The following is a 24,601-nucleotide window of genomic DNA, read 5'->3' on the forward strand; positions in this document are numbered from 1 at the left end:
TGTGACGAACCACGTCCGAGAGGCATTTGTGACCGTCACGTTCAACTCCGGCCCTTCCTCGACGTCCGCGCGCGCGGACCGTCCCGACCGCAAGCCGCGCCAGCGCCCGGCCGCCGGTGGGGACATGCTGCGCGACGACGCCGTCGAGACCGTGGCCACCAAGACCTTCGCCGAGCTGGGCCTGCCGGAGCCGCTGCTCCGCGCGCTGGCCGACGCGGGCATCAACAACCCGTTCCCGATCCAGTCCGCGACCATCCCGGACGCGCTGGCCGGCCGTGACGTGCTGGGCCGCGCCCAGACCGGCTCCGGCAAGACCCTCGCCTTCGGCCTGGCCATGCTGGCCCGGCTCGACGGCGGCAAGGCCCGCCCGAAGCGCCCCCGCGCGCTGATCCTGGTCCCGACCCGCGAGCTGGCCATGCAGGTGGCCGACTCGCTGACCCCGCTGGCCAAGTCGCTCGGCCTGTGGTGCCGCACGGCCGTCGGCGGCATGGCCTTCGCCCGCCAGGCGGACGCGCTCTCCCGCGGCGTCGACCTGCTGATCGCCACCCCGGGCCGGCTGTCGGACCACGTCCGGCAGGGCACCGCGCACCTGGGTGACTGCAACTTCATCGCGCTCGACGAGGCCGACCAGATGGCGGACATGGGCTTCATGCCGCAGGTCCGCGAGATCATGGACCTCACCCCGCCGGGTGGGCAGCGCCTGCTGTTCTCGGCGACGCTCGACGGTGACGTCAACCGCCTGGTCCGCCAGTACCTGAGCGACCCGGTCACGCACTCGGTCGCGCCGTCGACCGCGAGCGTCGACACCATGGACCACCACGTGCTGCAGGTGTCGCACCAGGACAAGCAGGACGTCATCACGCAGATCGGCGCCCGCGAGGGCCGCACGATCATGTTCGTGCGCACCAAGCACCACGTCGACCGCCTCACCGAGCGCCTGCGCGAGCAGGGCGTCCACGCGGCGGCGCTGCACGGCGGCAAGACGCAGGGGCAGCGCAACCGCGTCCTGGCCGACTTCAAGGAAGGCCACACCCCGGTGCTCGTCGCCACGGACGTCGCGGCGCGCGGCATCCACGTCGACGACATCTCGCTGGTGCTGCACGTCGACCCGGCGGCCGACCACAAGGACTACCTGCACCGCGCCGGCCGCACGGCTCGCGCCGGGGCGTCCGGCGTGGTCGTCACGCTGGCGACGCACGACCAGCGCCGGATGGTCCGCCGGCTGACCGACCGGGCCGGCGTCCGCGCCGAGTCCACGACGGTCCGCCCGGGCGACGACGCGCTGTCGCGCATCACCGGCGCCCAGGAGCCCAGCGGCGAGCCGGTCGTCGAGCGGCGGCGCGAGAACCCGCGTCGCGGCGGTGGCGGCTTCCGCGGTGATCGCGGCGGCTACGACCGCGGCGGTTACCGCGGCGAGCGCAACCACGGCGACCGCGGTGGCGACCGCGGCGGCTACGGCGCCGACCGTGGTGACCGTGGTGGCGACCGCGGCGGGTACCACCAGGGCTCCCGCGAGGGCTCCGGCCACCGCGAGGGTCGTCCCGGCGGCTTCGGCGGCCGCGGCCGTCAGCCCCGCTCGGGCAACGGCGGTGGCTACGGCCGCCCGAGCCGTGGCCCGCGTCGCGGCTACGACAGCTGATTTCCCCCTGGAAGCCCCGGACCGCGGTCCGGGGCTTCCGGCGTTTCCGGGCCCTGGTTCACGGTCACGCGGACGGCGAATGGGAGACTGCGGGACGTGACTACGCCGCCGACGCCCCCGCCCGATGAGGTTTTCGACTGGCTCGACGCCGAGGCGGAGAAGCGGGCGAACGCGGGGCTCGTGCGGCAGCTGCGGCCGCGTCCGGCGCAGGCGGACGAGCTGGACCTGGCCGGGAACGACTACCTCGGGCTGGCCCGCGACAAGCGCGTCGCCGGGGCCGCCGCGGCCGCCGCGCTGCGCTGGGGCGCCGGGTCGACCGGGTCCCGGCTGGTCACCGGATCGACCGAGCTGCACACCGAGCTGGAGCTGGAGCTCGCCCGGTTCTGCGGCGCGCAGGCGGCGCTGGTGTTCTCCTCCGGCTTCGCCGCGAACCTCGGCGCGGTGACGGCGTTGTCGGGGTCCGAATCCGCGATCGTCACGGACAAGTACATCCACGCTTCCCTGATCGAAGGCTGCCGGCTGTCCCGCGCCGACGTCGCCGCGGTCGCGCACTCGACGCCGTCCGCGATCAAGCACGCGCTCTCGACCCGGCGGAAGCCGCGGGCGCTGGTGGTCACGGACTCGGTGTTCTCCGTCGACGGCGACCTCGCCCCGCTCGGTGAGCTTTCCGAGATCTGCCGTTCGCACGGCGCGGCGCTGCTCGTGGACGACGCCCACGGCTTCGGCGTCCTGGGTGAGGGTGGCCGGGGCGCGGTCCACGCGGCCGGGCTGTCGGGTGCGCCCGACGTCGTCACGACGTTGACGCTGTCGAAGTCCCTCGGCGCCCAGGGTGGGGCGGTCGTGGGGCCGCGGCGCGTGATCAAGCACCTCGTGGACACCGCGCGCAGCTTCATCTTCGACACCGCGCTGGCGCCCGCGAGCGCCGCGGCCGCGCTGGCCGCGTTGCACGCGCTGAAGGAAGAGCCGGGGTTGGCGGAGAAGGTCGTCGAGAACGCCGGCAACCTGGCGATGTCGCTGAAGGCGGCCGGGCTGAAGGCGAGCCTGCCGGACGCGGCCGTGATCTCGGTGCAGGCGCCGTCCGCGGAGACGGCGGTCGCGTGGGCGGCGGCGTGCGCGGAGCACGGGATCCGGGTCGGGTGCTTCCGGCCGCCGTCGGTGCCGGACGGCATCTCGCGCCTGCGTCTGACCGCGCGGGCCGACCTCACCGAGGCCGACGTGGACCGCGCGGTGAAGGTGATCACGGCGACCGCGCCGCGGGGCGCGACGAGCTAAACGAGAGCTGCCGGCAGCGGCTCCCGGCCGAGGAGTTCTTCCAGACGGGGGCCCGTTTCCGCGAAGTCACCCCGCCGCGCGGCGATGAAGAAGGCCAGCAACATGCGGGCCATGGGCTCGGGCGTGCCGGCCGCGATCCGGCCGGCGACCCACTGTTCGTCGTCGACGACCACGCGCTTGACCTCGCGACCGGTGTGTTCGGCTGCGAGGTCGGCGAAGGTGGCGGCGGTGGGCGCGGTGAGGGTGACCGGGCCTTCGACGGTGCGCTCGGCGAGGATCACCGCGGCGGCCTCGGCGGCGTCCGCGCGGTGGGTCCACGAAACCGGGCCGTCCTCGGGCGTGGCGATTTCGCCGGTCTCCCGCCACGGGCCGAGCAGCCAGCCGAGACTGTGGGCGTAGAAGCCGTTGCGCAACGACGTCCAGGCGACACCGCAACCGGCGAGGATCTCCTCAGTGGCGGCGTGGTCCCGCGCCGGGGGAACGCGCTGTCCGGGCGCACGTTCTGGTGGCTGGTGTAGAGGATCCGCCGCGCGCCCGCGGCGACCGCGGCCTCGATCGCGGTGCGGTGCAACGCGACGGCGTCGGCGGCCGGGTCGTTGGACGACACCAGCAGCACCTGGTCGGCGCCTTCGAACGAGGCGCGCAGGGCGGCGGGGTCTTCGTAGGAGCCTCGCCGCACCTCGACGCCGCGGTCGGCGAAGGACCGGGCCTTCGCGGTGTCGCGCACGCTGACGGCTAACTCGCCGGCCGGGACGCGGGTGAGCAGGTGCTCGACGGTGGCGCCGTTCAGGGCGCCGGTCGCGCCGGTGATCACGATCATCGCGGGGGATCCTCTTCCAGCAGGGGCAGCAGGATGTCGTCGACGATGTGCTCGACGAACGGTTCGTCGCAGGGTTCTCCGGTGACGACCAACCGGTGGACGAGCAGCGCCGGCACGATCTCGCCGAAGAGCGCGGCGCCGCGTGGGTCCAGGACCCGGGTCATCGCGGCTTGGTCGCGGTGCAGGATCCGCCGCATCGCCGCGGCGAGGTCCGGGTCGCCGCGCATCCCGGCGAAGAGCGCGCCCAGCAAGCCGACTTCCTGCTCGGCGATCTCGCGCGCGAGCCAGTTCGCGGTCTCCAGGAGCGCGCCGCGGAGGTCTCCGGCCGAAGGCTCGGGCGGCGTGCCGCCCGACCGGTGGTCGACGGCCGCGGCGACCAGCGCGGCCTTGCCGGGGTAGCGGCGGTAGATCGTCGCCTTGCCCGCTCCGGCCGCCGCCGCGACGGCTTCGATCGACGTCCGGTCGTAGCCGACGTCGATCAGCAGCTTCAGCGTCGCGTCGAAGATGGCGACGTCGCGGCCGGCGTCCCGTGGTCGTCCCGGCACGGCCTCCCCTTTCGATACGAGACGGTATCGTCTCGTATCGAGAGTAAGCCTGACTCGGGACTCTGTCGAGGCGGTCTCAGGCCGGGAGGCGGCGCATGCGGATGTGCGGGATTCCGTCGTCGTCGGTGTACTCCGCGCCTTCCGCGACGAAGCCGTAGCGCGCGTAGAAACCCTGGACGTACGTCTGCGCGTCCAAGACGTACTCGCCGGGAACCGTGAGGGCCGCGTCCATCAACTGCGCCGCCAAGCCCTGGCCGCGGGCAGCTGCCGCCGTGACCACGCGGCCGATGCGGCGGACGCCGTCCGGGTCCAGCAGCACCCGCAGGTACGACGTCACCCCGTCCGCGTCCGCGAACCACAGGTGACGGGTGTCCGGGCGGAGGTCACGGCCGTCGAGCTCCGGGTACGCGGCCTTCTGCTCCACCACGAACACGTCCACGCGCAGGCGGAGGATGTCGTGGAGCTGGGCGGCGGTCAGTTCGGGTCCGAACGCGTCGTGCAGGGTCGGCATGTCCCCTGCCTATCACGCTCAGCCGAAGACGCGGGGCTTGGCCTGGGCCTCGATGTCGGCCGTGTACGTCGACACGCGCGTGTAGACGCCCGGCTTGCCCGGCTTGCCGCAGCCGTCGCCGAAGGACACGATGCCGATCAGCGTGTCGCCCACCACGAGCGGGCCGCCCGAGTCGCCCTGGCAGGCGTCGATGCCGCCCTTCTCGTAGCCGGCGCACACCATCGTCTTCTGGTCGTACACGGAGTAGTCGGAGCGGCAGGTGTTGTCCGAGACCACCGGGACCTGGGCGCTGCGCAGGTAGTCGGACCGGTCGCCGCCGTCGGCGATGCGACCCCAGCCGAGCACCGTCGCCTGGGTTCCTTCGCGGTACGCAGCCGTGTCACCGCTCTTGGGGAGCTGCGCGGGCCGGTAGTCGAGCTGGCCGCGGACCGTCAGCACCGCGATGTCGTCGCCCTGCGTCGGGTCGCTGTAGCCCTTGCCGATCCAGACTTTCGAGACACCCAGGACCTGACCGACGTCGGTGCGCTTGTCCTCGCGGCCCGCGACCACGCGGACGTCCTGCTTCGCGACCGCCTTCGCGCAGTGCGCCGCCGTCGCGACCGCCGTCGAGCTGACGATCACCGCGCCGCAGAACTGGTTGCCGCCCGAGTCGGTCAGGTAGACCGCGTAGGGGTGGTCGGAAAGGGAAGCCTTGTCGCCGCCCACGATCCGCGGCTGGTTGGCCGAAGCCGGGTCCGCCGACGCCGTGCCGACCACCACCGGGACGGCCACCGCGGCGACCGCGAGGAGCGCGCCGCTCGCGAGCAGCAGGGATCGGCGGGACTTCACGGACATGGGACTTTCCCCTCTTCGGAACAGCACGAGACAGAGCACTCGGCACCCGGATGACTCCGGTGCGTGAACGACGTGCGCTCAATACCCTAATCCGAGGGGGCCCAAAACGGTGTCACTGGAACGGGTGGACTCCGCGCCGAACACACGCCTCTGTCAAGCTGGCCGGATGCGACGGAGAGCGGCGGCGGCACTCGGGGCGGTCCTGGCCCTGACGGCGGCCGCGTGCTCGGCGGAAGTGCCCTCGACGCCGCAACCTGCGCCCTTGACCACGGTGGCGACCACTCCGGCGACGCCCCCGGCGAGGGTCACGACGGCGCCGGCGGCCGCACCTCCCGCGCCCGCCGTCACCTGGCAGGTGGGTGCCCACCCGCTCCCCCTCCGCCCCGACGGCTTCGGCGAGATCGAGCCGACGCCACCCGAACTGGTGAACCGGGCACTTCCGACAAAAGACATTCTTCCCCCGCCTTCCGGCGACCGGTACGCCTCGACGACCAGCGCCGTGCCGCCCGGCGTCCTCGCGCGCAGCACCTGGCAGGCCGCGTGCCCGGTCAAGTCGACCGATCTGCGCTACCTGACCATGTCGTTCTGGGGCTTCGACGGCCGCGCGCACACCGGCGAGATGTTGGTCAACGCCAAGGGCGCCGCCGGGATCACGAAGGTCTTCGGGCAGCTCTTCGCCGCGCACTTCCCGCTCGAAGAGATGCGGGTGACCAGTCCCGGCGAGCTGACCGCGCCGCCGACCGGCGACGGCAACAGCACCAGCGCGTTCGTCTGCCGCCCGGCCCGCGGGCAGACGACCTGGTCGGCGCACGCGTACGGGCTCGCCGTCGACGTCAACCCGTTCTGCAACCCCTACACCCAGGGCCGGCTCGTGCTGCCCGAACTGGCGTCGGCCTACCTCGACCGCGGGGACCGCCGGCCGGGCATGGTGCTGGCCGGCGACGCGACCGTGCGCGCGTTCGCCGCGGCCGGATGGTCGTGGGGCGGCGCCTGGACCAGCCCGAAGGACCGGATGCACTTCACCGCGACCGGCCACTGACCACGTAATACGACGTTAAGCACAGGCGGGAACACCCGCTTCGCGGCGACGGTTGGCTAGGGTGAATCGACCGGAACCGACCCCCGCGGAGGATGCAGTGCCCCACTACGACCTGGTGATCGTCGGGACGGGATCGGGGAACTCCATCCTCGGCCCCGACTTCGCCGGCAAGAAGACGGCGATCGTGGAGAAGGGCACCTTCGGCGGTACCTGCCTGAACGTCGGCTGCATCCCGACGAAGATGTTCGTGTACGCCGCCGATGTCGCGTACACGCCTTCGCACAGCGCGAAGTACGGCGTCGACGAAGAGCTGAAGGGCGTCCGCTGGCGCGACATCCGCGACCGGATCTTCGGCCGGATCGACCCGATCGCGGCCGGTGGCGCGGAGTACCGCCGCAGCCACGAGGACAACAAGGACGTCGACGTCTACGAAGGCACCGCCCGCTTCACCGGGCACAAGGAGCTGCGTGTCAGCTTCGCCGACGGCCGGCCGGACGAGGTCCTGACCGCCGACAAGTTCGTGCTCGCCGCGGGCGGGCGCCCGGTGATCCCGGACATCCCGGGCCTGAACGACGTCGAGTACTACACGTCCGACACCGTGATGCGGCTCGACGAGCTGCCCGAGCGGATCGTCGTCCTCGGCGGCGGGTACATCGCGGCCGAGTTCGCGCACGTCTTCGCGTCGTTCGGCGTGCACGTCACGCTGGTCAACCGCTCCGGGCGGCTGCTGCGTTCGGAGGACGACGACGTCAGCGCGCGCTTCACCGAGCTGGCTTCGGAACGCTTCGACGTCCGCCTGGACCGCAAGACCGTCCGCGCGCGCAAGACCGGCAGCGGAGTGGCGCTGGACCTCGAAGGCCCGCAGGGCGCCGAGACCGTCGAGGCCGACCTGCTGCTGATCGCGACCGGCCGCCGGCCGAACTCCGATCTGCTGGACGTCACCGCGACCGGTGTGACCACAATGGACAGTGGACACGTCGTGGTGGACGACTACCAGGAGACCGTGGTCGAGGGCATCTACGCGCTCGGCGACCTCTCGTCGCCGCACGAGCTGAAGCACGTCGCGAACCACGAAGCCCGCGTGGTGCAGCACAACCTGGTGCACCCGGACGACCGGATCACCGCCGACCACCGGTTCGTGCCGCACGCGGTGTTCACCCACCCGCAGGTCGCCTCCGTCGGGCTGACCGAGCGGAAGGCCCGCGACCTCGGAGTGTCCTATGTGGTCTCGAAGCAGGACTACGCCGGGATCGCGTACGGCTGGGCGATGGAGGACACGACCGGCTTCGCGAAGCTCCTGGCCGACCCGGCGACCGGCAAGCTGCTGGGCGCGCACATCATCGGGCCGCAGGCGTCGTCGGTGATCCAGCCGCTGATCCAGGCGATGAGCTTCGGCCTGGACGCGCGATCGATGGCGCGGGGCCAGTACTGGATCCACCCGGCGATGCCGGAGCTGGTCGAGAACGCGCTGCTCAACCTGCCCCTGGACTGAGTCACCGCGGGCCGGGCGGGGTGACCGCCCGGCCCGCGGGAGTCCCTACAGCGTGATCGACCAGGCGTCGAGGGTGCCGGTGTCGCCGGGGCCGTAGTCCGTGACGCGCAGCTGCCACTTGCCGGCGGCCGGGGAGGACGCCGGGACGCTGAACGTCCGGGCGCCGTTCCACGCCGTGCACGTGCTGCCGCCGCTGTACTTCAGCGCGTACGCCTTGCCCTTCGGGTCCAGCAGCGTGATGCCGAGGTCTTCGGCGCACGTGTGGCGGATCGTCACCGCGACCGACAGCGGGGTCGCCGCCTGGCCGGTCAGGTCCGACGTGACCGGGCTGAACACCTGCTGGTAGTCGCGGATCGCGTAGTCCGTGTCGTTCGTCAAGGTGCGGCCGCCCGGCGTCGGGCCACCGCCGGTGACCAGGCTGAGCTGCCACTTGCTCAGCGCCTCGATGACCGGCTGGAACAGGGACAGGTCGCCGTCCGACGGGTTCTGCACGCACTGGGACGGGCCGCCGTCGTGCAGGCCGGTCGCCTTGTCGCCGAGCAGCCAGCCGCCGCCGGAGTCGCCGCCGAGGGAGCACGCCGTCGTCCAGGTCAGGTCGTCGATGACCAGGCCGCCGCCGTAGTCGACGGACTTGTGCGTGTACTTCACCTCGCCGCACTGCCAGTGTGACGTGTTGCCGGAGTGGCAGACGCGGTCGCCGACCATCGCCTCGGCCGCGCCGGTCAGCGTGACCGCCGGCTGGCCCCAGGTGTTCACCGACGCCGACAGGGTCCAGCCCGGCTCCGTCACCGCGACGACACCCATGTCGCCTTCGCGCGCGTTGACGCTGTGGGTGCCGCCGACGTTCGACGTCCCGATCCGGTTCTGCTGCCCCGAAGCGCCGTACGCGGCCTGGTCGCGGTCGTTCGTGCAGTGGCCGGCGGTGAGGAAGTGCTTGGCGCCACTCGAATCCGTCACCGGGAAGCCGACCGAACAGTTGCTTTCGCTGCCCGGCCACCACGGGTTGCCGGTCTGGATGGTGCCCGACTGCTGCCGCGGCGACGTCGACGTCTCGGTGACCCGGACCCCCAGATCCCGCACGCGCGAAAGGAAACTCTCGGTCGCCGCGGTCTTCTTCGTCCGGTCGACGTCGACGCCGACCTCGTTGCCGCGGACGTCGACACCCCAGCCGTAGACGCCGGGGACACCCGCCCCGACCAGCGCCCGGACGGCCGCGTCGGTGCGGTCCAGATCGGTCTGGCTGCGCGCGACGACCTGCGCCGCGGCGCCCGCGGCACGCGCCTGACCAGCGGCTTCGGCGGTCGTGACGGCGACGGTCAGCCGGCCGGTACCCGCGTCGAACCACTGCCCAGCCGAACCCGCGCGCACCGAAGCGGGCAGGGTCGCGGCCAGCCGGTGCGCCCGGTCCTGCGAGGCGAGCTGCGTCCGGGCTTCGTCGGTGGTCAGCCCGAACGCCGCGGCGACGCCCGCGACCTCGGCGTCCGGGTGGCCCGGTGCCGCCTCGGCGAGCGCGACACCCAGGCCCAGCGCGGCCATCGCGACCACGCCGGCGACGGAAACGAATCTGCGCATCGGTATTCTCCTCGGATCGGCGAGTGGAGTGCGCAGACGGTAAGCCGCCGGATCGACCGGTTTGCAGATCCGCAAGTCTTTAACAGTTAACTGGCCAGTCCCATTCGAAGCCGTAACGGCCGGGGCCGAAGTTCAGCGCGACCCCGTGCACCGCACCGGATTCCGGGACGACGTCGGCGCGTTCCCCGGGTTCGGCGAACCGGCGGCACACCGCCGGCACCGCCTCCGGGGAGAACCGGATTTCGAGCACGTATTCGCGAACCGGCAACCGGAACTTGCGTTCGTAGTTCGTCGCGACCGGGTGCGGCGCACGGTTCACGAGCGTGTGCTCGGTGAGCACCGTTTCCCCGCGCAGCAGCGGCCGGCCGAAGAGCAGTTCGACGACGAGCAGGCCGTCTTCCGGCCGGTGGACGCTGCGGCCCGCGTGGCAGCCGCGCAGCGAACGCAGCTCCGGCAGCGGCCGGTCGTGCTCGTCGAGGTGCAGGATCACCACCCACCGGTCCGGGCCGTCGGCCTCGGCGCGCAGCACCTGCCGCGACCGGAACTCCAGTTCCTCGCGGTCCGGCCCGACGAGGACGACGTCGTGCTGGCTCAACCGGGTCAGCCGCTCGTCCCACCGGATGTCCACATCGGACACCGCGGCGTCGATGCGCCGGCCGTCCGTCCAGAACCGGCCGATCTCCGCGGGCGCGGCCCGGCGCACCCGCGGCGGCCCGAGCAACGCGACGAGCGAGCCCGCCGGCACCTCGAGGACGGCCTCGAGCTGACGCAGCCCGCGCACCGAATCCCGCCGTTCGGGCCGGCTGCGGCCGGACTGCCAGTAGCTCAACGTCGCCGTCGTGACCGTGACCCCGCGGACCCGCAGGTGCTCGCGCAGCCGGTCCAGGCTCAGCCCGCGGGCGCGGATGGCCGCGCGCAGGGCGGCGTCGAACGGGCCCTCGCGCAGCAACGTCCCGAGGTCCGGCGACGGCACGGCCACCCGGTGATCTTAAGCGGCACGCACCCGGGCGAACCGCGTTAACAGTTAAGAATCAGACGAACCGGCGGCGGCCCGCGAGCGCACCGAACACGACCTGGACGACGAGCAGGCCGAGCAGCATCGCCAGCGGCACGGTCCAGCCGGCCGCGACGTCGTGCAGCAGGCCGAAGAGGAACGGCCCGAGCGCGGCGAACAGGTAGCCGAAGCCCTGCGCCATCCCGGAGAGCCGGGCGGTGTCGGCGCCGGTCCGCGCGCGCAGCGCGATCACGGTCAGGGCCAGGGAGAACACGCTCATGCCGAGCCCGACGAGGATGCTCCACAGCAGCGGCGACCACGACGGCGCGAGCATCAGCCCGGTCGTCCCGGCGAAGCCGAACACGCCGAGGCCCACGATCCACGGCCCCTGACCGCCGGGGGCGCGGGCCGCCATCGGCGCGATGAAGAGGCTGATCGGCACGGCGATCAGCGAGACGAGACCGAACAGCAGGCCGGCTTGGTCGCGGGAAACGCCCGCGTCCATCAGCACCTGCGGGAACCAGCCCATCGCCGCGTAGGCGTAGAAGGCCTGGAGGCCGAAGAACACCGTGACGATCCAGGCGAGCCGGTTGCGCAGCAGCGACCGCCCGCTGTCGGTGGCGTCGGCGGGCCGCGGCGTCCGGCCGGTGCCGCGGGCTGCGAGAATCCACGCCAGCAGCGCCACGACGGCCACCACCGCCCAGCTCCCGAGAGCCGGGCGCCAGCCGCCGAACAGGTCGCCGAGCTGCGGGGTCACCGCCGACCCGAGGGCCCCGCCGCCCTGCAGGGCCGCGGTGTAGACGCCGGTCATGACGCCGATGCGGGCCGGGAAGGAGTCCTTGATGACGACCGGGATGAGCACGTTGATCAGAGCGATCCCGGCGGTGGCGACGAGCGTGCCGCCGAGCACGACGGCCGGGCCGTCGACCACCCGCAGCACGAGCCCGGCGCCGAGCGCGACCAACGCGATCGCGATGGCGGCACCGATCCCGGCCCGGCGCGCGAGCAGCGGCGCGGCCAGGCCGGCGCCGGCGAAGCAGAGCGTCGGCAACGTCGTGAGCACGCCGGCCCAGACGCCGGACGTCCCCAGGTCCGCGCGCATTTCGGCGAGCATCGGCCCGACGCCGGTGATGGCCGGGCGCAGGTTGAGGGCGGTGAGCACCACCGCGACCGCGAGCAGCGCGCCGGCGGCGACCACGCCCGGGGTCCGGACCTCCACGGCGCCGTCCAGTTCGAGTTCACGGTTTTCCACGTGCATGACCGCTACTATCGCATACGTAGGATGATTGGATGAAGGGATGACTCCTGTGCCTCTGGCCACCACCCGGCGCACCGGCCTGGTCGACCAGGTCATCGAGCAGCTGCGGACCGCGGTCGCGCACGGCGACTGGCCCCTCGGCACGCGCATCCCCACCGAGGTCGAGCTGGGCGAACAGCTCGGCGTCGGGCGCAACACCGTCCGCGAAGCCGTACGCGCGCTCGCGCACACGGGCCTGCTCGAAGTGCGCCAGGGCGACGGCACGTACGTGCGCGCGACCAGCGAGGTGTCCGGGGCGATCCGCCGGCTCTGCGGCGACGAGCTGCGCGAGGTCCTGCAGGTCCGGCGCACCCTCGAAGCCGAGGGCGCGCGGCTCGCCGCGTTGTCGCGCACCAAGGAGGAGGTCGCCGAGCTGTGGTCGCTGCTGGCCCGGCGCGAGACCGAGCTGCGCGAAGGGCGCTGGGAGGACTTCGCGCACACCGACGCCGAGTTCCACATGGCGGTCGTGCGCGCGAGCCACAACGGGCTGCTCACCGAGCTCTACCGCGGGCTGACGGAGGTCATCACGGCGAGCGTCGCGGCGACGTCGAGCATCACACCGGGCGTGGACCACGTGCCCGAGATCGGCCACGAAGGCCTCGCCGACGCCATCGCCGAGCGCGATCCCGACCGGGCCGCGGCCGAGGCCTGCGGGTTCCTGGACGAGCTCCTGGACCGCGTCGAACGCGCCTGACCTGCGGGTTCAGCTCGAATGGCACCACTTGTGACCCTTAAGGGTGCCAATTCAGGGTTGTCGTGGTGCCATCGTGGCGCCATAGTTGTGCCATGGACCTGACACCACTCGTGGACAGCCTCCGCCGCGAATTCGCGGTAGCCGCCGAGGCGGCCGGCGAGGACGCTGTCGCCCTGGCCGAACGGCTGGCCTCCCCGCTGGAGGCCGCCATCCGGCTGACCCTGCTCGACACGCTCTCGGCCGCGGCCGACGAGATCACCCGCGACCTCGCGCCCGGCTCCGTCGAAGTCCGCCTCCGCCGCCGGGACGCCGAGTTCGCCGTCACGCTCCCGCCCACCCCGGCCGCCGAGCCGGTGGCCCCCGAGCCCGTCGCGCCGCCGCCGGAAGCCGACGACGGCGCCGTCTCCCGGATCAACCTGCGGCTGCCCGAACAGCTGAAGCAGCGGGTCGAGGAGGCGGCGAGCCGGGAGCGGCTCTCCACCAACGCCTGGCTCGTCCGGGCCGCGACCGCCGCCCTCGGCCCCGACCGCGCCCGGCCCACCCAGCGCCGGTCGGTGTTCGGCGAGAAATACACCGGCTGGGTTCAGTAACCCCCTTCCGCTTTTTCCCACATGTCTCCGACCTGCGGAGACGCCTCACGAGCACCCCAGGAGGGCGCAGCCATGCCTGTTTTCCCCACCCCCGAGCCGATCGCGGCCACGATCGACGTCAGCGTCGCGGACGTCCGGATCGTCGCCGGGAACCGGGCGGAGACGACCGTCGAGGTCACCCCGGCCGACCCGGGCGACAGCGAGGACGTCAAGGCCGTCGCGAAGACCCGCGTCGAGTTCGCCGGCGGTGAGCTGCTGGTCAAGGGCCCGAAGTACGTCACCAAGCTCTGGGGCAAGGGCGGGGCCCTGCACGTCACGGTCGAGCTGCCCGCCGGCTCGCAGATCACCGGCACCGCCGCCATGGGCGACTTCCGCGTCACCGGCCGGGTCGGCGACAGCCGCTTCAAGACCTCCGTCGGCGACATCCACCTCGACGAAGCCGCCCGGCTCGAGGCGAACACCGCGACCGGCGACGTCACCATCGAACGCGCCACCGGGCACGCCGAAGTCGGCACCGGCTCCGGCGAGCTGCGGATCCGCGAGATCGACGGCACCGCCGTGCTGAAGAACTCCAACGGCGAGACCCGCGTCGGCGAAGTGACCGGCGACCTGCGGGTGAACGTGGCCAACGGCGACATCCTCGTCGACGTCGCCCACGCCGGCGTGCACGCCAAGACCGCGTCCGGCGACATCCGGCTCGGCGAGGTCGTCCGCGACCGGGTCGTGCTCGAGACCGCCGTCGGCGAGATCGAAGTCGGCATCCGCGAGGGCAGCGCCGCGTGGCTCGAGCTCAACTCCCTGACCGGCTCCGTGCGCAACACGCTCAGCGCCGCCGACGGGCCCGGTGCCGGCACCGAGACCGTCGAGGTCAAAGCCCACAGCTACACCGGCGACATCGTCATCCGCCGAGCCTGAGACTCCACCACAAGACAAGGGGAAGATCCATGCCAGACGCCATCGTGGCCGAGGGACTGGTCAAGAAGTACGGGAAGGTCGCCGCGCTCGACGGGATGACCCTGTCGGTGCCCGAAGGCACCGTGCTCGGCGTGCTCGGGCCGAACGGCGCCGGGAAGACCACCACCGTCCAGATCCTCACGACCCTGCAGAAGCCGGACGCGGGCCGGGCGACGGTCGCCGGGTTCGACGTCGTGAAGGACGCGCACGAGCTGCGCACGCACATCGGCGCGTCGGGGCAGTACGCCGCCGTCGACCCGGAGCTGACCGGGGCCGAGAACCTCGAAATGGTCGGCCGCCTGTACCACCTGGGCACCAAGCGGGCCAAGGCGCGCGGCCGGGAGCTGCTGGCCCGGTTCAGCCTGGCCGACGCCGCCGACCGCCCGGTCAAGGGCTACTCCGGCGGCATGCGGCGCCGCCTCGACCTGGCCGGCGCGCTGGTCGCCAACCCGCCGGTGCTGTTCCTCGACGAGCCCACCACCGGGCTCGACCCGCGGGCCCGCACCGAGCTGTGGGACGTCATCACCGAGCTGGTCGCGAACGGCACGACGCTGCTGCTCACCACCCAGTACCTGGAAGAGGCCGACCGGCTGGCCGACAGCATCGCCGTCGTCGACCACGGGCGCGTGATCGCCCGCGGCACCGCCGACGAGCTCAAGGACCTCGTCGGCGGCGAGCGGATCGAGCTGACCGTCGGCACGCACGACGACGTCGTCGTCGCGCAGCGGGCACTGGCCCGGCTCGCCAGCGGGGAGCCGCAGGCCGAGGGCTTCCGGCTCACCGTGCCCGTGACCCACGGCGCGAAAGCGCTTACCGAAGCGCTCGCGCTGCTGGCGGTCGACGGCGTCGACGTCCGTGACGTCGGTGTCCGCCGCCCCACCCTCGACGACGTTTTCCTGTCCCTCACCGGTCACGAGGTGGCCGAAACCGCGAAGGAGGCCGTGTGATGAACGCGGTGCAGATGGCCGTCACCGACGGCGTGACCGTCGCCAAGCGCAACTCGATCAAGATCTTCCGGTCGCTGGACCTGCTCGGGTCCCTCGTGTTCACGCCGGTGATGTTCGTGCTGCTCTTCGGGTACGTGTTCGGCAGCGTGATCGACATCCCCGGGCTGTCCTACCGCGAGTTCATGCTGCCGGGGATCTTCACGCTCGCGGTGGCGATGGGCGGCATCGTCACCGGCTACGGGCTGACCGACGACCTGCAGAAGGGCATCATCGACCGGTTCCGCTCGCTGCCGATGTCCCCGGCCGCGGTGCTGATCGGGCGGACCACCGCCGACCTCATCCTCAGCACCGCGAGCCTGCTCATCATGGGCCTGGTCGGCCTGCTGGTCGGCTGGCGCATCCACACCGGCGTGCTCGAGGCAGTGGGCGGGATCGTCCTGCTGCTGGCGTTCTCGTACGCGCTGTCGTGGGTGATGGGCGCGCTCGGCCTGGCCGTGCGCAAGCCCGAGGTGTTCAACAACGTGTCGATGGTGGTCGTCTTCCCGCTGACGTTCCTGGCCAACACGTTCGTCGACAGCGGCCGGCTGCCCGGCCCGCTACGGGCGATCGCGGACTGGAACCCGGTCTCGGCGGTCACGCAGGCGGCCCGGGAGCTGTTCGGCAACACGAGCGCGGCGCTCCCGCCGCGTGAGGTCTGGCCGATGCAGCACGCGGTGCTGGCGTCGGTGCTGTGGATCGCGCTGCTGCTGGTGGTCTTCGTGCCGCTTTCGGTGCGCTGCTACAAGAAGGCCACCAGCCACTGAGCTACGGCAGCGTGAGGATCTCGCTGCCGTCGGCCGTCACCACGAGGGTGTGCTCGAACTGGGCCGTCCACTTCTTGTCCTTCGTGGTGACGGTCCAGTCGTCGGCCCAGATGTCGTAGTCGATGGTGCCCAGCGTGATCATCGGCTCGATCGTGAAGGTCATGCCCTCCTCGATGATCGTGTCGACGGAGGGCTCTTCGTAGTGCAGGACCGTCGGGGGCGTGTGGAACGCCGGGCCGACGCCGTGACCGGTGAAGTCGCGGACCACGCCGTAGCCGAAGCGCTTCGCGTAGGCCTCGATGACCCGGCCGATCACGTTGAGCTGCCGGCCCGGCCGGACCGCCTTGATCGCCCGCATCGTCGCCTCGCGGGTGCGCTCCACCAGCAGGCGCGCCTCCTCGGAGACGTCGCCGGCCAGGTACGTCCCGTTCGTGTCGCCGTGGACGCCGCCGATGTAGGCGGTCACGTCGATGTTGCAGATGTCGCCGTCTTCGATGACCGTCGAGTCCGGGATGCCGTGGCAGATGACCTCGTTGAGCGAGGTGCAGCACGACTTCGGGAACCGGCGGTAGCCCAGCGTCGAGGGGTAGGCGTGGTGGTCGAGCAGGAACTCGTGGACCACCTTGTCGATGTCGTCCGTGGTCGCGCCCGGCTTGACGGCCTTGCCGCCCTCCTCGAGGGCCTGCGCCGCGATCCGGCTCGCGACCCGCATCGCTTCGATCACCTCGGGCGTGCGCACGCCGTTGCCGGTGTCCCGTTTCGGCGCCGGCTTGTCCACGTACTCGGGACGGGCGATGGAACTGGGGACGTCACGGCGGGGCGTCTGAACGCCGGGAACCAGCGGGGCACGAACGGACATGCCTCCCACTTTACGACGGTCCGCTCAGCCGACCCCCGCCAGGAACCGGTGGGCGGCCTGCACCGCCGGTTTCGACGACCCGGCCTCGGTGAGCAGCACCGCGAAGGCCAGGTCGCCGCGGTAGCCGACGAACCAGCCGTGCGACTGGGAGCCGTCGCCGAACTGGGCGGTGCCGGTCTTGCCCGCGACGTCGGGGATGTCCCGCAGCCCGGTCGCGGTGCCGTTGGTGACGACCTCGCGCATCATCCCGCGCAACGCCCCGAGCACGTCGTCCGACGGCGGGTCGCCGACGTTCTTCGTGGTCGCGGGCAGGCCGCGGACGATCGACGGCGTCGGCACCTTGCCCGCCTGGACGGTGGCCGCGGCCAGGGCCAGGCCGAACGGGCTGGTCACCACCGTGCCCTGGCCGAAGCCGTTCTCCGCGCGCTGGACGGCCGAATCGCTGGCCGGGACGGCGCCGGTGACCGTGGTCAGGCCGGGGACCACGAAGTCCGCGCCGATGCCGAACGAGCGGGCGGTGTCGGTGAGCGCCGAAGACGGCAACCCGGCGGCGAGCCGGGCGAAGGTCGTGTTGCACGACCGCGCGAACGCCGTCTTCAGCGGGACGCGCCCGAGGTCGAACCGGCCTTCGTTCGGGACCACGCGGTTCTCGATCGTCGTCGTGCCGGGGCAGTCGACCGCGCTGCCCGCCTCGACGTCGCCCGCCGAGAGCGCGGCCGCCGCCGTGACGATCTTGAACGTCGACCCCGGCGGGTAGCGGCCGGACAGGGCCAGCGAACCCTCGTCGTTGGCGGCGTCGTTCTGCGCGACGGCCAGGATGTCGCCGGTCGACGGCTGGATCGCCACCAGCGCGGCCGGGTACCGCTCGGTGTCGAGGGCCTTCTCCGCGGCGGCCTGGACCTTCGCGCTGAGCGTGCTGGTGACCGCGGGCGACGGGCGCGGCGGCTCCGCCCGCAGCTCGGAGACCTCGCCGCCGGTGACGTCCCGGGTGACGATCCGCCAGCCCGCCGCCCCGGCCAGCTGCTGTTCGACCAGCGCGCGGATGCCCGGGAGGACCTGCTGCCCCGACCCGCGCGTGACCGGCAGCAGCCGTTCCTGGCTGGCGAACCGGACGCCGGGCAGGTCGTAGATCACCGGTTTGACGCGCTGGTAGTCCCCGGCCCGCAGGGTGATCACCGGGTAGGCGTCGCCGGGTTTGGTCTTGCTCATGCCGTCCAGCACCGAGCGGCCGGTGACCGACGGCTCGTACCGGTGCAGCGCTTTCGCGAGCGAACCCGCGACGGCGCTCGCGTTGCCCGTCTTCTGCGGGTCGACGACCACGCCGATGACGGTCTGCGGGCGCATCAGCGGCACGCCGTCGCGGTCGAGGACGGGCGCGGTCTCGGGCAGCTGCGGCAGCAGGCCGAGGGTCTGGCCGACGGCCAGCTGCGGGTGCACGACCGTCGGCTGCCAGTGCACCTGCCAGCCGTTCTCGGCCGCGCGCAGCAGGGCGTCGGCGCGGTAGGTCCAGGTGCGGCCCTGGGCGAGGTGCCACGTGAGCTGGTAGCTCGCCGTGACGGTGTCGCCGTTCGCCGGTTCCCGCACCTCTTCGTCGTCGACGTCGAGGGCCTCGGGTTCGAGCACGCCGCGGACCTGGGTCAGCACGGTCGTGGCCGCGTCGGGCGAGTCGGTGTTCGCGGCCGCGGCGGCGACGTCGCCGGCCGCGACGGCGTCGAGGAAGGCGGACAAGGCGTCCTCGGGACCGTCGCCCGAGCACCCGGCCGTGGTCGCGGCGACGAGCAGCAACAGCGCCGCGAGGGCACGGTGTCGACGTGCACTCATGGCGGGATGATGCCTGGTCAGCGCGGTGTCGCGGCCTTGAAACACCGCCACGGAAGAGTGGTTAGAACAGCACCGTCGCGTACTGGCCGACCTGCTTGAAGCCGATCTTGCGGTAGGCGGCGAGGGCGGGGGTGTTGAAGGCGTTGACGTACAGGCTGGCGGTGCGGCCCAGGCCCCGGACGAGCCGGTTGACGACGGCGGCGGTGCCGGCGGTGCCGAGGCCGTCGCCGCGGCGGTCGGGGTGCACCCAGACGCCCTGGATCTGCCCGACGGTCGCCGACATGGCGCCGATCTCGGCCTTGAAGACGACTTCGCCGTTTTCGAAGCGGGCGAAGGCTCGCCCGGCGCCGATGAGTTCGGTGACGCGGGCGCGGTAGCTGGCGCCGCCGTCGCCGCTGCGCGGGTCGACGCCGACCTCTTCGATGAACATCGCGACGGCCGCGGGGAGGTAGCGCTCGAGCTCGTCCGGCCGGACCGGGCGGACCAGCGGATCGGCCTTGACCAGCGGCTGGGTGTCCAGCGCCATCAGCGGCTGGTCGTCGCGGACCTCGCGGGCCGGGCCCCACTCGCCTTCGAGCTCGTCCCACAGGCCGAGGACCTGCTCGGCCGGCCCGACGAGCGAGGAACAGGTGCGCTGCCGGCGGAGGGCGCGGTCGGCGAAGGAGCGCAACGCGGGGGCGTTGCCCCGGAGGGGGATGAGGTTCGGCCCGGCGAAGCACAGCCCTTGGAGCCGTCCGGCTCGGACCGGACGGCTGTCGGCGGCCCAGAGCTCGCCACCGAGCCGCCACGGGTCGAGACCGGCAGCCTCGACCCGGGCGCTGACCATGCAGCTGCCCACCGGGTCGGCGGCGAGCGCGGCACGGACCGCCGGATAGTCCCGATCATCGAGCAGCCGTGCACCTGCAAGCCGCAACACGGGCTCCAGGGTGCCAGATTCGGCGGGTAAACGGAACGCGAGGCTGTCGACACGGTGAGATGAACGGCCCGGTTCGGGCTTCGCGGGCAGAATCGGGCGTATGCAGCGGTACACGTACAAGGTCGTCGAGGTCCGGGAGAAGCTCATCGGCGGGAAGATGTCGGGCGGCAAGCTGGAGAAGCTGCTGAACGACCACGCCGAAGACGGGTGGCAGCTGAAGGCGATCACCACGGCGGAGGTGAAGGGGCGCGTGGGTCCCGGCGGGGTCGAGGGGCTGCTCGTGACGTTCGAGAAGCCGGTCGGCTGAGATGTCATGAACGACTCGTTCATGTCGCCTGATGACATGAACGAGTCGTTCATGACGTTCATGGCGCGCCGCGGTAAGTCCCGATCGTCCAGGAATTGCCTTCGGGGTCGCGGAGGCTGAACGTGTGCGAGCCGTACTCCGTGTCGGTCAGCTCCGCCGTCACCTCCGCACCCGCCGCCCGCACGCGGTCGTGGATCTCGTCCACCTTGTCCGACACGACGTACACCGCGCCGGTGCCGGGCTTCATCGCGTCGTGGACGCCGTCCGGCCCGCGGACGCTGCCCAGCATCACCGCGCCGCCTTCGGGCCAGCGCAGCTCGGCGTGCGCGATCAGGTCCCCTTCCGGCACGACCAGGGTCTCGGTGAAGCCCAGGACGTCGACCAGGAAGCGGACCGCCGCAGGGGCGTCGTCGTAGCGGAGGGCGGGCCACACGTTCGGTTCAGGAGTCATGCCCGGGAGTCTTGCGCCGCCGCGACCTCCTCGTCTTGGAGGAACGGGAGCTCCTCGGCGATCCACGTCCCCGGCGTGCACCCGGCCAGCGCGCGCCATTCGTTGGTCAGGTGGGCCTGGTCGTAGTAGCCGCACTCGACGGCCAGGCCGGCCAGGTCCGAACGCCCGCGCCGCAGCAGCCGGGCGGCCCGCTCGAACCGCAGGACCCGCGCGGCCTGCTTCGGGGCCAGACCCAGCTCCGCGCGGAACCGCTCCCCCAGGTACCGGCGGCTCCAGCCGACCTCGCCCGCCAGGTCCGTGACGCGCACCTGCCCGTCCGCGCCCCGCAGCCGGCGCCACGCCTCCCCCAGCTCGGGCGGCGGCGACACCGGCTCGACGGCCCGGGCGGCCAGGACGTCGTCGAGCAGCGCGAACCGTTCGCGCCAGGTCGGCAGCTCGCGCAGGCGGCCGGGTAGCGCGCCCAGGCCGAACTCGGCCAGGTCCGCCACTTCCCCGCTCAGCTCCGCCGCCGTGACGCCGAAGAGCGTGCGCACGCCCAGCGGGTCGAGCTCCAGCTGCAGCCCCTCCTGCGTGCGGTCCTGCCGGATCAGCACCGCTCGCGTATGCAGGCCGCCGATCAGCGCCTGCAGCCTCTGCCCGGCCATCCGCACCGGCCCGGCGAGGCTGATGACGAGCGTCACGTGCCGGGAGGGCAGCCCGCGGTGGACCGGCAGCGTCACCTCGCTCTGCGCGTACCCGACATAGCGCGTGACCAGGGGCCGCACCACCGGGTGCGGCCGGTGAACAGCCCAGGTCACGGTCACGAATGCCAGCGTAAACGTCACCACCGACAGTTCCGGTTCTGATAACACGGAAGGTGCGTCCCCCACCGCGGAAGGAACACCCGATGACGATCCAGGAGCAGGCGCAGCAGCTGGAGCTGCTCGCCGACCAGGTGCCGACCGGCATCGCGCTCGCCACCAAGAGCGACCTCGAAGACCTGCAGGCGCAGGTGCTCGGCCTGCTCGGGGAAACCTCGACCGCGACCGCGATCCAGGGCTCGATCCAGCTGGCGGCGCAGCAGATCGACGAGGTCGCCGCCGCGCTGGAGAACGTCCGCCTGCAGATCCGCGACGCCGCCCAGCACCACCTACAGGGCTAGTTCGTAGTGCGAGGCGACCGCCGGCTGGCCCGTGTAGTTGGGTCCCGCGCGGTCGTCCGCGCCGAGGTAGCGGAAGGGCAGCGCACCCGTGAACCGGCCGGTGCGCCGGATCCGGCGGGTCCGTGAGTCGTACGCGAAACTCGCCTCGCGCAACGCCTTCAGGACCGGGCGCGGCCCGCCGGGCAGGTGGACGCCCGCGATATCGAAGTTCGCCACGAACACGCCGTCGTCGCTCAGCCAGGACGCCGCCCGCAGCAGCGCCCCCAGCTTGTCGCCGACGTAGTGCAGCCCGTGCACGCAGGTCACGAGGTCGAACCGGCCGGCGGGCTCCCACGCCGTGATCGACGCGGTCTCGAACCGCACCGGCCCGGCCGCCGCGAAGTACCCGACCAGGTCGACGCCGGTGATGTCGAGGTCCGGCCGGACCTCGGCCGCGTCGAGGAGCGCCCGGCCGCTGCCGCAGCAGAGGTCGAGCCAGCGGGCGCCCGGCGGCAAACCCAGGATGTCGAACCCGAGGACGCGCGAGTAGCCGTCGCGACCGGCGAGCCGGCGCTCGCGGTTCATCGCCACGTTGGCCACGACGGACGACGCCTCGAGGACGTCGTCCGGGACCAGCTCAGCCAGCAGTGACCACCGGCTCGCCTTGACCGAGGGAATCCCCCGTCTCTTCGGCGATGCGCATGGCCTCTTCGATGAGCGTCTCGACGATCGCGTGCTCGGGCACGGTCTTGATGACCTCGCCCTTCACGAAGATCTGGCCCTTGCCGTTGCCGGACGCGACACCGAGGTCGGCCTCGCGGGCCTCGCCCGGGCCGTTCACGACGCAGCCCATGACCGCGACGCGCAACGGGATCTCCATGCCCTCGAGCCCGGCGGTGACCTGCTCGGCGAGCGTGTAGACGTCCACCTGCGCGCGCCCGCACGACGGGCACGACACGATCTCCAGCTTGCGCTGCTTGAGGTTCAGCGACTGCAGGATCTGGATGCCGACCTTGACCTCTTCGACCGGCGGCGCGGACAGCGAGACGCGGATCGTGTCGCCGATGCCCTGGCGCAGCAGCGCGCCGAACGCGACGGCCGACTTGATCGTGCCCTGGAACGCCGGGCCGGCCTCGGTGACGCCGAGGTGCAGCGGGTAGTCGCACTGCTCGGCGAGCAGCTCGTACGCGCGCACCATGACCACCGGGTCGTTGTGCTTCACGGAGATCTTGATGTCGTGGAAGTCGTGCTCGGCGAACAGCGACGCCTCCCACAGCGCCGACTCGGCCAGCGCTTCCGGCGTCGCCTTGCCGTACTTGTCCATGATCCGCTTGTCCAGCGAACCGGCGTTGACGCCGATCCGGATCGGCGTGCCGTGGTCCTTCGCGGCCTGCGCGATCTCCTTGACCTGGTCGTCGAACTTCCGGATGTTGCCCGGGTTCACGCGCACCGCGGCGCAGCCGGCCTCGATCGCGGCGAAGACGTACTTCGGCTGGAAGTGGATGTCGGCGATCACCGGGATCTGCGACTTCTTCGCGATCGCGGGCAGCGCCTCGGCGTCGTCGGCCGACGGGCACGCCACGCGGACGATGTCGCAGCCCGCGGCGGTCAGCTCGGCGATCTGCTGCAGGGTCGCGTTGACGTCGGAGGTGAGCGTCGTCGTCATCGACTGGACGGAGATCGGGAAGTCGCTGCCGACGCCGACCGCGCCCACGTGGAGCTGGCGGGTCTGGCGGCGCTCGGAGAGGACGGGCGGGGGCAGGGCGGGCATACCGAGTGCGACGGTCACGGTTTCCAGCGTACCTACCCCGACCGGGCCACCTTCACCATGTCAACCGTCACGGTGAGCAGCGTTACGCCGCGTATGACCCGCCTCGGAGGGGCCGGAACCCCTCCGTGGCGGGTCACTACTGCAGGCGGATCGGGTTGACGATGTCCGCGGTCACCGTGAGTAGCGTCACCGCGCCGCCGATGAGCACCAGCACCATCGTGATCCCGGACAACCTCGTGTAGTCGACGGGCCCGCCGGCCACCTTGCCCCGTCGGGCGCGGATCCAGTCGCGGACGCGCTCGTACCAGACCACCGCGATGTGCCCGCCGTCCAGCGGCAGCAGCGGCAGCAGGTTGAACACGCCGATGAAGAAGTTCAGGCTGGCCAGCAGGAAGAAGAACAGCACCCAGATGCCCCGCTCGACGGCCTCGCCGCCGATCCGGCTCGCGCCGACGACGCTGACCGGGGTGTTCGGGTCGCGCTCGCCGCCGAAGATCGCCGTGACGACGGCGGGGATGCGCTGCGGGAACTCGACGAGCCGCTGGGCCGTCTCGGCGAACATCGTGCCGGTGAAGCTGAAGGTGGCGCCGACCGCGGCGGCCGGGCCGTACTGGGTGGTCACGGCGGGCTGCTGCGGGGAGGCGCCGATCATGCCGACCTCCTTGACGCCCGCGGCGGTCCAGCGCTGCACCTGCGGCACGTCGACGATGAGCGCGAGCCGCTGGTCGCCACGCTGGACGTCGAACTCGGTGCGGCCCTTGGTGGCCTGCACCGCGGCGAGCATCTCCGTCCAGCTCGCGACCGGCTTGCCGCCGACGGCGAGGATCTTGTCGCCGGCCCGCAGCCCGGCGGCCTCCGCCGGCCGCACCGAACCCGGCGGGCAGGTGGTGTCCTTGGCCTGCTCCTCGGTCGTCGCCGACCGCGCGCAGGACGTCGCCGAGAGCACCGGCGTGGTGTCGGCGGGGGTCAGGTTCGGCAGGCCCATCGTCACGGCCATCAGGTAGAGCACGACGAAGCCGAGGATGAAGTGCGTGACCGACCCGGCGGACATCACGACCGTGCGCTTCTAGGTCTTGAACCGCCACATCGCGCGCGGCGCCTCGTCCGGCGTCACCTCGTCGAGCGCGGTCATGCCGGCGATGTCGCAGAACCCGCCGAGGGGGATCCACTTGAGGCCGTACTCGGTCTCCCCGCGGCGCCAGGAGAACACCGTGGGCCCGAAGCCCACGAAGTACCGGCGGACCTTCATGCCGAAGGCCTTGGCGGTGACCATGTGGCCGGCTTCGTGCAGCGCGACGGAGACGCAGATCCCCAGCGCGAAGAGCACCACACCGATGATGTAGGCGAGCACCC

Annotated in this window: 26 protein-coding genes and 1 pseudogene; 11 read left to right on the plus strand and 16 right to left on the minus strand. The window is 72.2% G+C overall.

All coding sequences use genetic code 11. The features are described from left to right. The first annotated feature begins 28 nt into the window (after positions 1–28). Entirely contained in the window at positions 29–1,639 is a 1,611-nt protein-coding gene (locus BLV96_RS33775) for a DEAD/DEAH box helicase (protein ID WP_086678993.1), read from the plus strand. A gap of 96 nt (positions 1,640–1,735) precedes the next feature. After that, on the plus strand, positions 1,736–2,911 hold the full coding sequence (locus BLV96_RS33780; RefSeq protein ID WP_086678994.1) for an 8-amino-7-oxononanoate synthase: 1,176 nt from the start codon (positions 1,736–1,738) through the stop codon (positions 2,909–2,911). Here BLV96_RS33780 and BLV96_RS50920 read toward each other — a convergent pair. From BLV96_RS50920 to BLV96_RS33800, 5 genes are all read right to left on the minus strand, one after another. Then, positions 2,908–3,192: a Rossmann-fold NAD(P)-binding domain-containing protein gene (locus BLV96_RS50920; RefSeq protein WP_244180677.1), complete on the minus strand. Its 285-nt coding sequence runs from the start codon at positions 3,190–3,192 to the stop codon at positions 2,908–2,910. The genes BLV96_RS33780 and BLV96_RS50920 overlap by 4 nt on opposite strands. Further along, positions 3,189–3,731, minus strand: a complete 543-nt coding sequence (locus BLV96_RS33785; protein WP_244180679.1) for an NAD(P)H-binding protein — start codon at positions 3,729–3,731, stop codon at positions 3,189–3,191. Before BLV96_RS33785 ends, BLV96_RS50920 begins: the two co-directional genes overlap by 4 nt. Further along, positions 3,728–4,276, minus strand: coding sequence for a TetR/AcrR family transcriptional regulator (locus BLV96_RS33790; protein WP_086678995.1), 549 nt, complete (start codon positions 4,274–4,276; stop codon positions 3,728–3,730). Before BLV96_RS33790 ends, BLV96_RS33785 begins: the two co-directional genes overlap by 4 nt. Before the next feature lie 76 nt (positions 4,277–4,352). Continuing rightward, a complete protein-coding gene (locus BLV96_RS33795) occupies positions 4,353–4,787 on the minus strand; it encodes a GNAT family N-acetyltransferase (protein WP_086678996.1) in 435 nt (144 codons plus the stop codon). An 18-nt stretch (positions 4,788–4,805) separates the two neighbouring features. After that, positions 4,806–5,621 (minus strand): S1 family peptidase, encoded by an 816-nt coding sequence (locus BLV96_RS33800; RefSeq protein ID WP_086678997.1) that lies wholly within the window; start codon positions 5,619–5,621, stop codon positions 4,806–4,808. A 166-nt stretch (positions 5,622–5,787) separates the two neighbouring features. Here BLV96_RS33800 and BLV96_RS33805 point away from each other — a divergent pair, with 166 nt between their 5' ends. Both BLV96_RS33805 and BLV96_RS33810 read left to right on the plus strand, forming a co-directional pair. Then, positions 5,788–6,660: a M15 family metallopeptidase gene (locus BLV96_RS33805; protein WP_244180681.1), complete on the plus strand. Its 873-nt coding sequence runs from the start codon at positions 5,788–5,790 to the stop codon at positions 6,658–6,660. Between the two features lie 97 nt (positions 6,661–6,757). After that, positions 6,758–8,152, plus strand: a complete 1,395-nt coding sequence (locus BLV96_RS33810; protein ID WP_086678998.1) for a mycothione reductase — start codon at positions 6,758–6,760, stop codon at positions 8,150–8,152. A gap of 45 nt (positions 8,153–8,197) precedes the next feature. Here the strand turns inward: BLV96_RS33810 and BLV96_RS33815 are convergent, their stop codons facing one another. The 3 genes from BLV96_RS33815 to BLV96_RS33825 form a co-directional block, all read right to left on the minus strand. Next, positions 8,198–9,724 (minus strand): proprotein convertase P-domain-containing protein, encoded by a 1,527-nt coding sequence (locus BLV96_RS33815; RefSeq protein ID WP_086678999.1) that lies wholly within the window; start codon positions 9,722–9,724, stop codon positions 8,198–8,200. Positions 9,725–9,803: 79 nt separating this feature from the next. Next, positions 9,804–10,703 carry a transcriptional regulator gene (locus tag BLV96_RS33820; protein ID WP_086679000.1) on the minus strand — a complete coding sequence of 300 codons (900 nt, stop codon included), beginning with the start codon at positions 10,701–10,703 and terminating at the stop codon, positions 9,804–9,806. Positions 10,704–10,755: 52 nt separating this feature from the next. Continuing rightward, positions 10,756–11,976 (minus strand): CynX/NimT family MFS transporter, encoded by a 1,221-nt coding sequence (locus BLV96_RS33825; RefSeq protein WP_086679001.1) that lies wholly within the window; start codon positions 11,974–11,976, stop codon positions 10,756–10,758. Between the two features lie 49 nt (positions 11,977–12,025). On the opposite strand from BLV96_RS33825, the gene BLV96_RS33830 reads away from it, so the two are divergent. The 5 genes from BLV96_RS33830 to BLV96_RS33850 all read left to right on the plus strand — a co-directional run bounded on the left by BLV96_RS33830 (position 12,026) and on the right by BLV96_RS33850 (position 16,003). Beyond that, entirely contained in the window at positions 12,026–12,709 is a 684-nt protein-coding gene (locus BLV96_RS33830) for a FadR/GntR family transcriptional regulator (protein ID WP_086679002.1), read from the plus strand. A gap of 92 nt (positions 12,710–12,801) precedes the next feature. Further along, a complete protein-coding gene (locus BLV96_RS33835) occupies positions 12,802–13,299 on the plus strand; it encodes a hypothetical protein (RefSeq protein WP_091389873.1) in 498 nt (165 codons plus the stop codon). 72 nt (positions 13,300–13,371) lie between these two features. Then, a complete protein-coding gene (locus tag BLV96_RS33840; RefSeq protein WP_086683482.1) occupies positions 13,372–14,214 on the plus strand; it encodes a DUF4097 family beta strand repeat-containing protein in 843 nt (280 codons plus the stop codon). Positions 14,215–14,243: 29 nt separating this feature from the next. Next, complete coding sequence (locus tag BLV96_RS33845) at positions 14,244–15,200, plus strand: ATP-binding cassette domain-containing protein (RefSeq protein ID WP_086683480.1); 957 nt, start codon at positions 14,244–14,246, stop codon at positions 15,198–15,200. Beyond that, a complete protein-coding gene (locus BLV96_RS33850) occupies positions 15,200–16,003 on the plus strand; it encodes an ABC transporter permease (RefSeq protein WP_167379825.1) in 804 nt (267 codons plus the stop codon). Before BLV96_RS33845 ends, BLV96_RS33850 begins: the two co-directional genes overlap by 1 nt. A gap of 1 nt (position 16,004) precedes the next feature. On the opposite strand, the gene map is transcribed toward BLV96_RS33850, so the two are convergent. The 3 genes from map to BLV96_RS33865 all read right to left on the minus strand — a co-directional run bounded on the left by map (position 16,005) and on the right by BLV96_RS33865 (position 19,599). Continuing rightward, on the minus strand, positions 16,005–16,862 hold the full coding sequence (gene map / locus BLV96_RS33855) for a type I methionyl aminopeptidase (protein ID WP_086683474.1): 858 nt from the start codon (positions 16,860–16,862) through the stop codon (positions 16,005–16,007). Positions 16,863–16,886: 24 nt separating this feature from the next. After that, the gene (locus tag BLV96_RS33860) at positions 16,887–18,683 is read right to left on the minus strand and encodes a penicillin-binding transpeptidase domain-containing protein (RefSeq protein ID WP_208608392.1); all 1,797 of its coding nucleotides are present in this window, start codon (positions 18,681–18,683) and stop codon (positions 16,887–16,889) included. 61 nt (positions 18,684–18,744) lie between these two features. Further along, on the minus strand, positions 18,745–19,599 hold the full coding sequence (locus tag BLV96_RS33865; protein ID WP_086683471.1) for a GNAT family N-acetyltransferase: 855 nt from the start codon (positions 19,597–19,599) through the stop codon (positions 18,745–18,747). A 100-nt stretch (positions 19,600–19,699) separates the two neighbouring features. Between BLV96_RS33865 and BLV96_RS33870 the strand changes: the two genes are divergently transcribed. Further along, positions 19,700–19,906: a DUF4177 domain-containing protein gene (locus BLV96_RS33870; RefSeq protein WP_086683468.1), complete on the plus strand. Its 207-nt coding sequence runs from the start codon at positions 19,700–19,702 to the stop codon at positions 19,904–19,906. A 58-nt stretch (positions 19,907–19,964) separates the two neighbouring features. On the opposite strand, the gene BLV96_RS33875 is transcribed toward BLV96_RS33870, so the two are convergent. Next, entirely contained in the window at positions 19,965–20,357 is a 393-nt protein-coding gene (locus tag BLV96_RS33875; RefSeq protein WP_086683465.1) for a VOC family protein, read from the minus strand. Continuing rightward, on the minus strand, positions 20,354–21,160 hold the full coding sequence (locus BLV96_RS33880) for a helix-turn-helix domain-containing protein (RefSeq protein WP_244180683.1): 807 nt from the start codon (positions 21,158–21,160) through the stop codon (positions 20,354–20,356). The genes BLV96_RS33875 and BLV96_RS33880 overlap by 4 nt, the downstream gene beginning before the upstream one ends. Before the next feature lie 83 nt (positions 21,161–21,243). Between BLV96_RS33880 and BLV96_RS33885 the strand changes: the two genes are divergently transcribed. Continuing rightward, complete coding sequence (locus BLV96_RS33885; RefSeq protein WP_086683462.1) at positions 21,244–21,498, plus strand: hypothetical protein; 255 nt, start codon at positions 21,244–21,246, stop codon at positions 21,496–21,498. Here BLV96_RS33885 and BLV96_RS33890 read toward each other — a convergent pair. The 3 genes and pseudogenes from BLV96_RS33890 to BLV96_RS33900 all read right to left on the minus strand — a co-directional run bounded on the left by BLV96_RS33890 (position 21,487) and on the right by BLV96_RS33900 (position 24,599). Further along, positions 21,487–22,077, minus strand: coding sequence for a class I SAM-dependent methyltransferase (locus BLV96_RS33890; protein ID WP_244180685.1), 591 nt, complete (start codon positions 22,075–22,077; stop codon positions 21,487–21,489). The two genes, BLV96_RS33885 and BLV96_RS33890, sit on opposite strands and share 12 nt — an antisense overlap. A gap of 37 nt (positions 22,078–22,114) precedes the next feature. Continuing rightward, positions 22,115–23,266, minus strand: a complete 1,152-nt coding sequence (gene ispG / locus BLV96_RS33895) for a flavodoxin-dependent (E)-4-hydroxy-3-methylbut-2-enyl-diphosphate synthase (protein WP_167379826.1) — start codon at positions 23,264–23,266, stop codon at positions 22,115–22,117. A gap of 118 nt (positions 23,267–23,384) precedes the next feature. Continuing rightward, positions 23,385–24,599: pseudogene (locus BLV96_RS33900) on the minus strand (M50 family metallopeptidase). Positions 24,600–24,601: the final 2 nt, after the last annotated feature.

This window comes from Amycolatopsis pretoriensis (assembly GCF_900107925.1).
Taxonomy (GTDB): domain Bacteria; phylum Actinomycetota; class Actinomycetes; order Mycobacteriales; family Pseudonocardiaceae; genus Amycolatopsis; species Amycolatopsis pretoriensis.

Bases quoted from the DNA above. Each gene is read 5' to 3' on its own strand.
- BLV96_RS33870 (WP_086683468.1), top strand. From the start codon at position 19,700: ATGCAGCGGTACACGTACAAGGTCGTCGAGGTCCGGGAGAAGCTCATC.
- BLV96_RS33795 (WP_086678996.1), bottom strand. From the start codon at position 4,787: ATGCCGACCCTGCACGACGCGTTCGGACCCGAACTGACCGCCGCCCAG.
- BLV96_RS33800 (WP_086678997.1), bottom strand. From the start codon at position 5,621: ATGTCCGTGAAGTCCCGCCGATCCCTGCTGCTCGCGAGCGGCGCGCTC.
- BLV96_RS33845 (WP_086683480.1), top strand. From the start codon at position 14,244: ATGCCAGACGCCATCGTGGCCGAGGGACTGGTCAAGAAGTACGGGAAG.
- BLV96_RS33805 (WP_244180681.1), top strand. From the start codon at position 5,788: ATGCGACGGAGAGCGGCGGCGGCACTCGGGGCGGTCCTGGCCCTGACG.
- BLV96_RS33825 (WP_086679001.1), bottom strand. From the start codon at position 11,976: ATGCACGTGGAAAACCGTGAACTCGAACTGGACGGCGCCGTGGAGGTC.
- BLV96_RS33815 (WP_086678999.1), bottom strand. From the start codon at position 9,724: ATGCGCAGATTCGTTTCCGTCGCCGGCGTGGTCGCGATGGCCGCGCTG.
- BLV96_RS33885 (WP_086683462.1), top strand. From the start codon at position 21,244: ATGACGATCCAGGAGCAGGCGCAGCAGCTGGAGCTGCTCGCCGACCAG.
- map (WP_086683474.1), bottom strand. From the start codon at position 16,862: ATGTCCGTTCGTGCCCCGCTGGTTCCCGGCGTTCAGACGCCCCGCCGT.
- BLV96_RS33785 (WP_244180679.1), bottom strand. From the start codon at position 3,731: ATGATCGTGATCACCGGCGCGACCGGCGCCCTGAACGGCGCCACCGTC.
- BLV96_RS33850 (WP_167379825.1), top strand. From the start codon at position 15,200: ATGAACGCGGTGCAGATGGCCGTCACCGACGGCGTGACCGTCGCCAAG.
- BLV96_RS33840 (WP_086683482.1), top strand. From the start codon at position 13,372: ATGCCTGTTTTCCCCACCCCCGAGCCGATCGCGGCCACGATCGACGTC.
- BLV96_RS33835 (WP_091389873.1), top strand. From the start codon at position 12,802: ATGGACCTGACACCACTCGTGGACAGCCTCCGCCGCGAATTCGCGGTA.
- BLV96_RS33860 (WP_208608392.1), bottom strand. From the start codon at position 18,683: ATGAGTGCACGTCGACACCGTGCCCTCGCGGCGCTGTTGCTGCTCGTC.
- BLV96_RS33875 (WP_086683465.1), bottom strand. From the start codon at position 20,357: ATGACTCCTGAACCGAACGTGTGGCCCGCCCTCCGCTACGACGACGCC.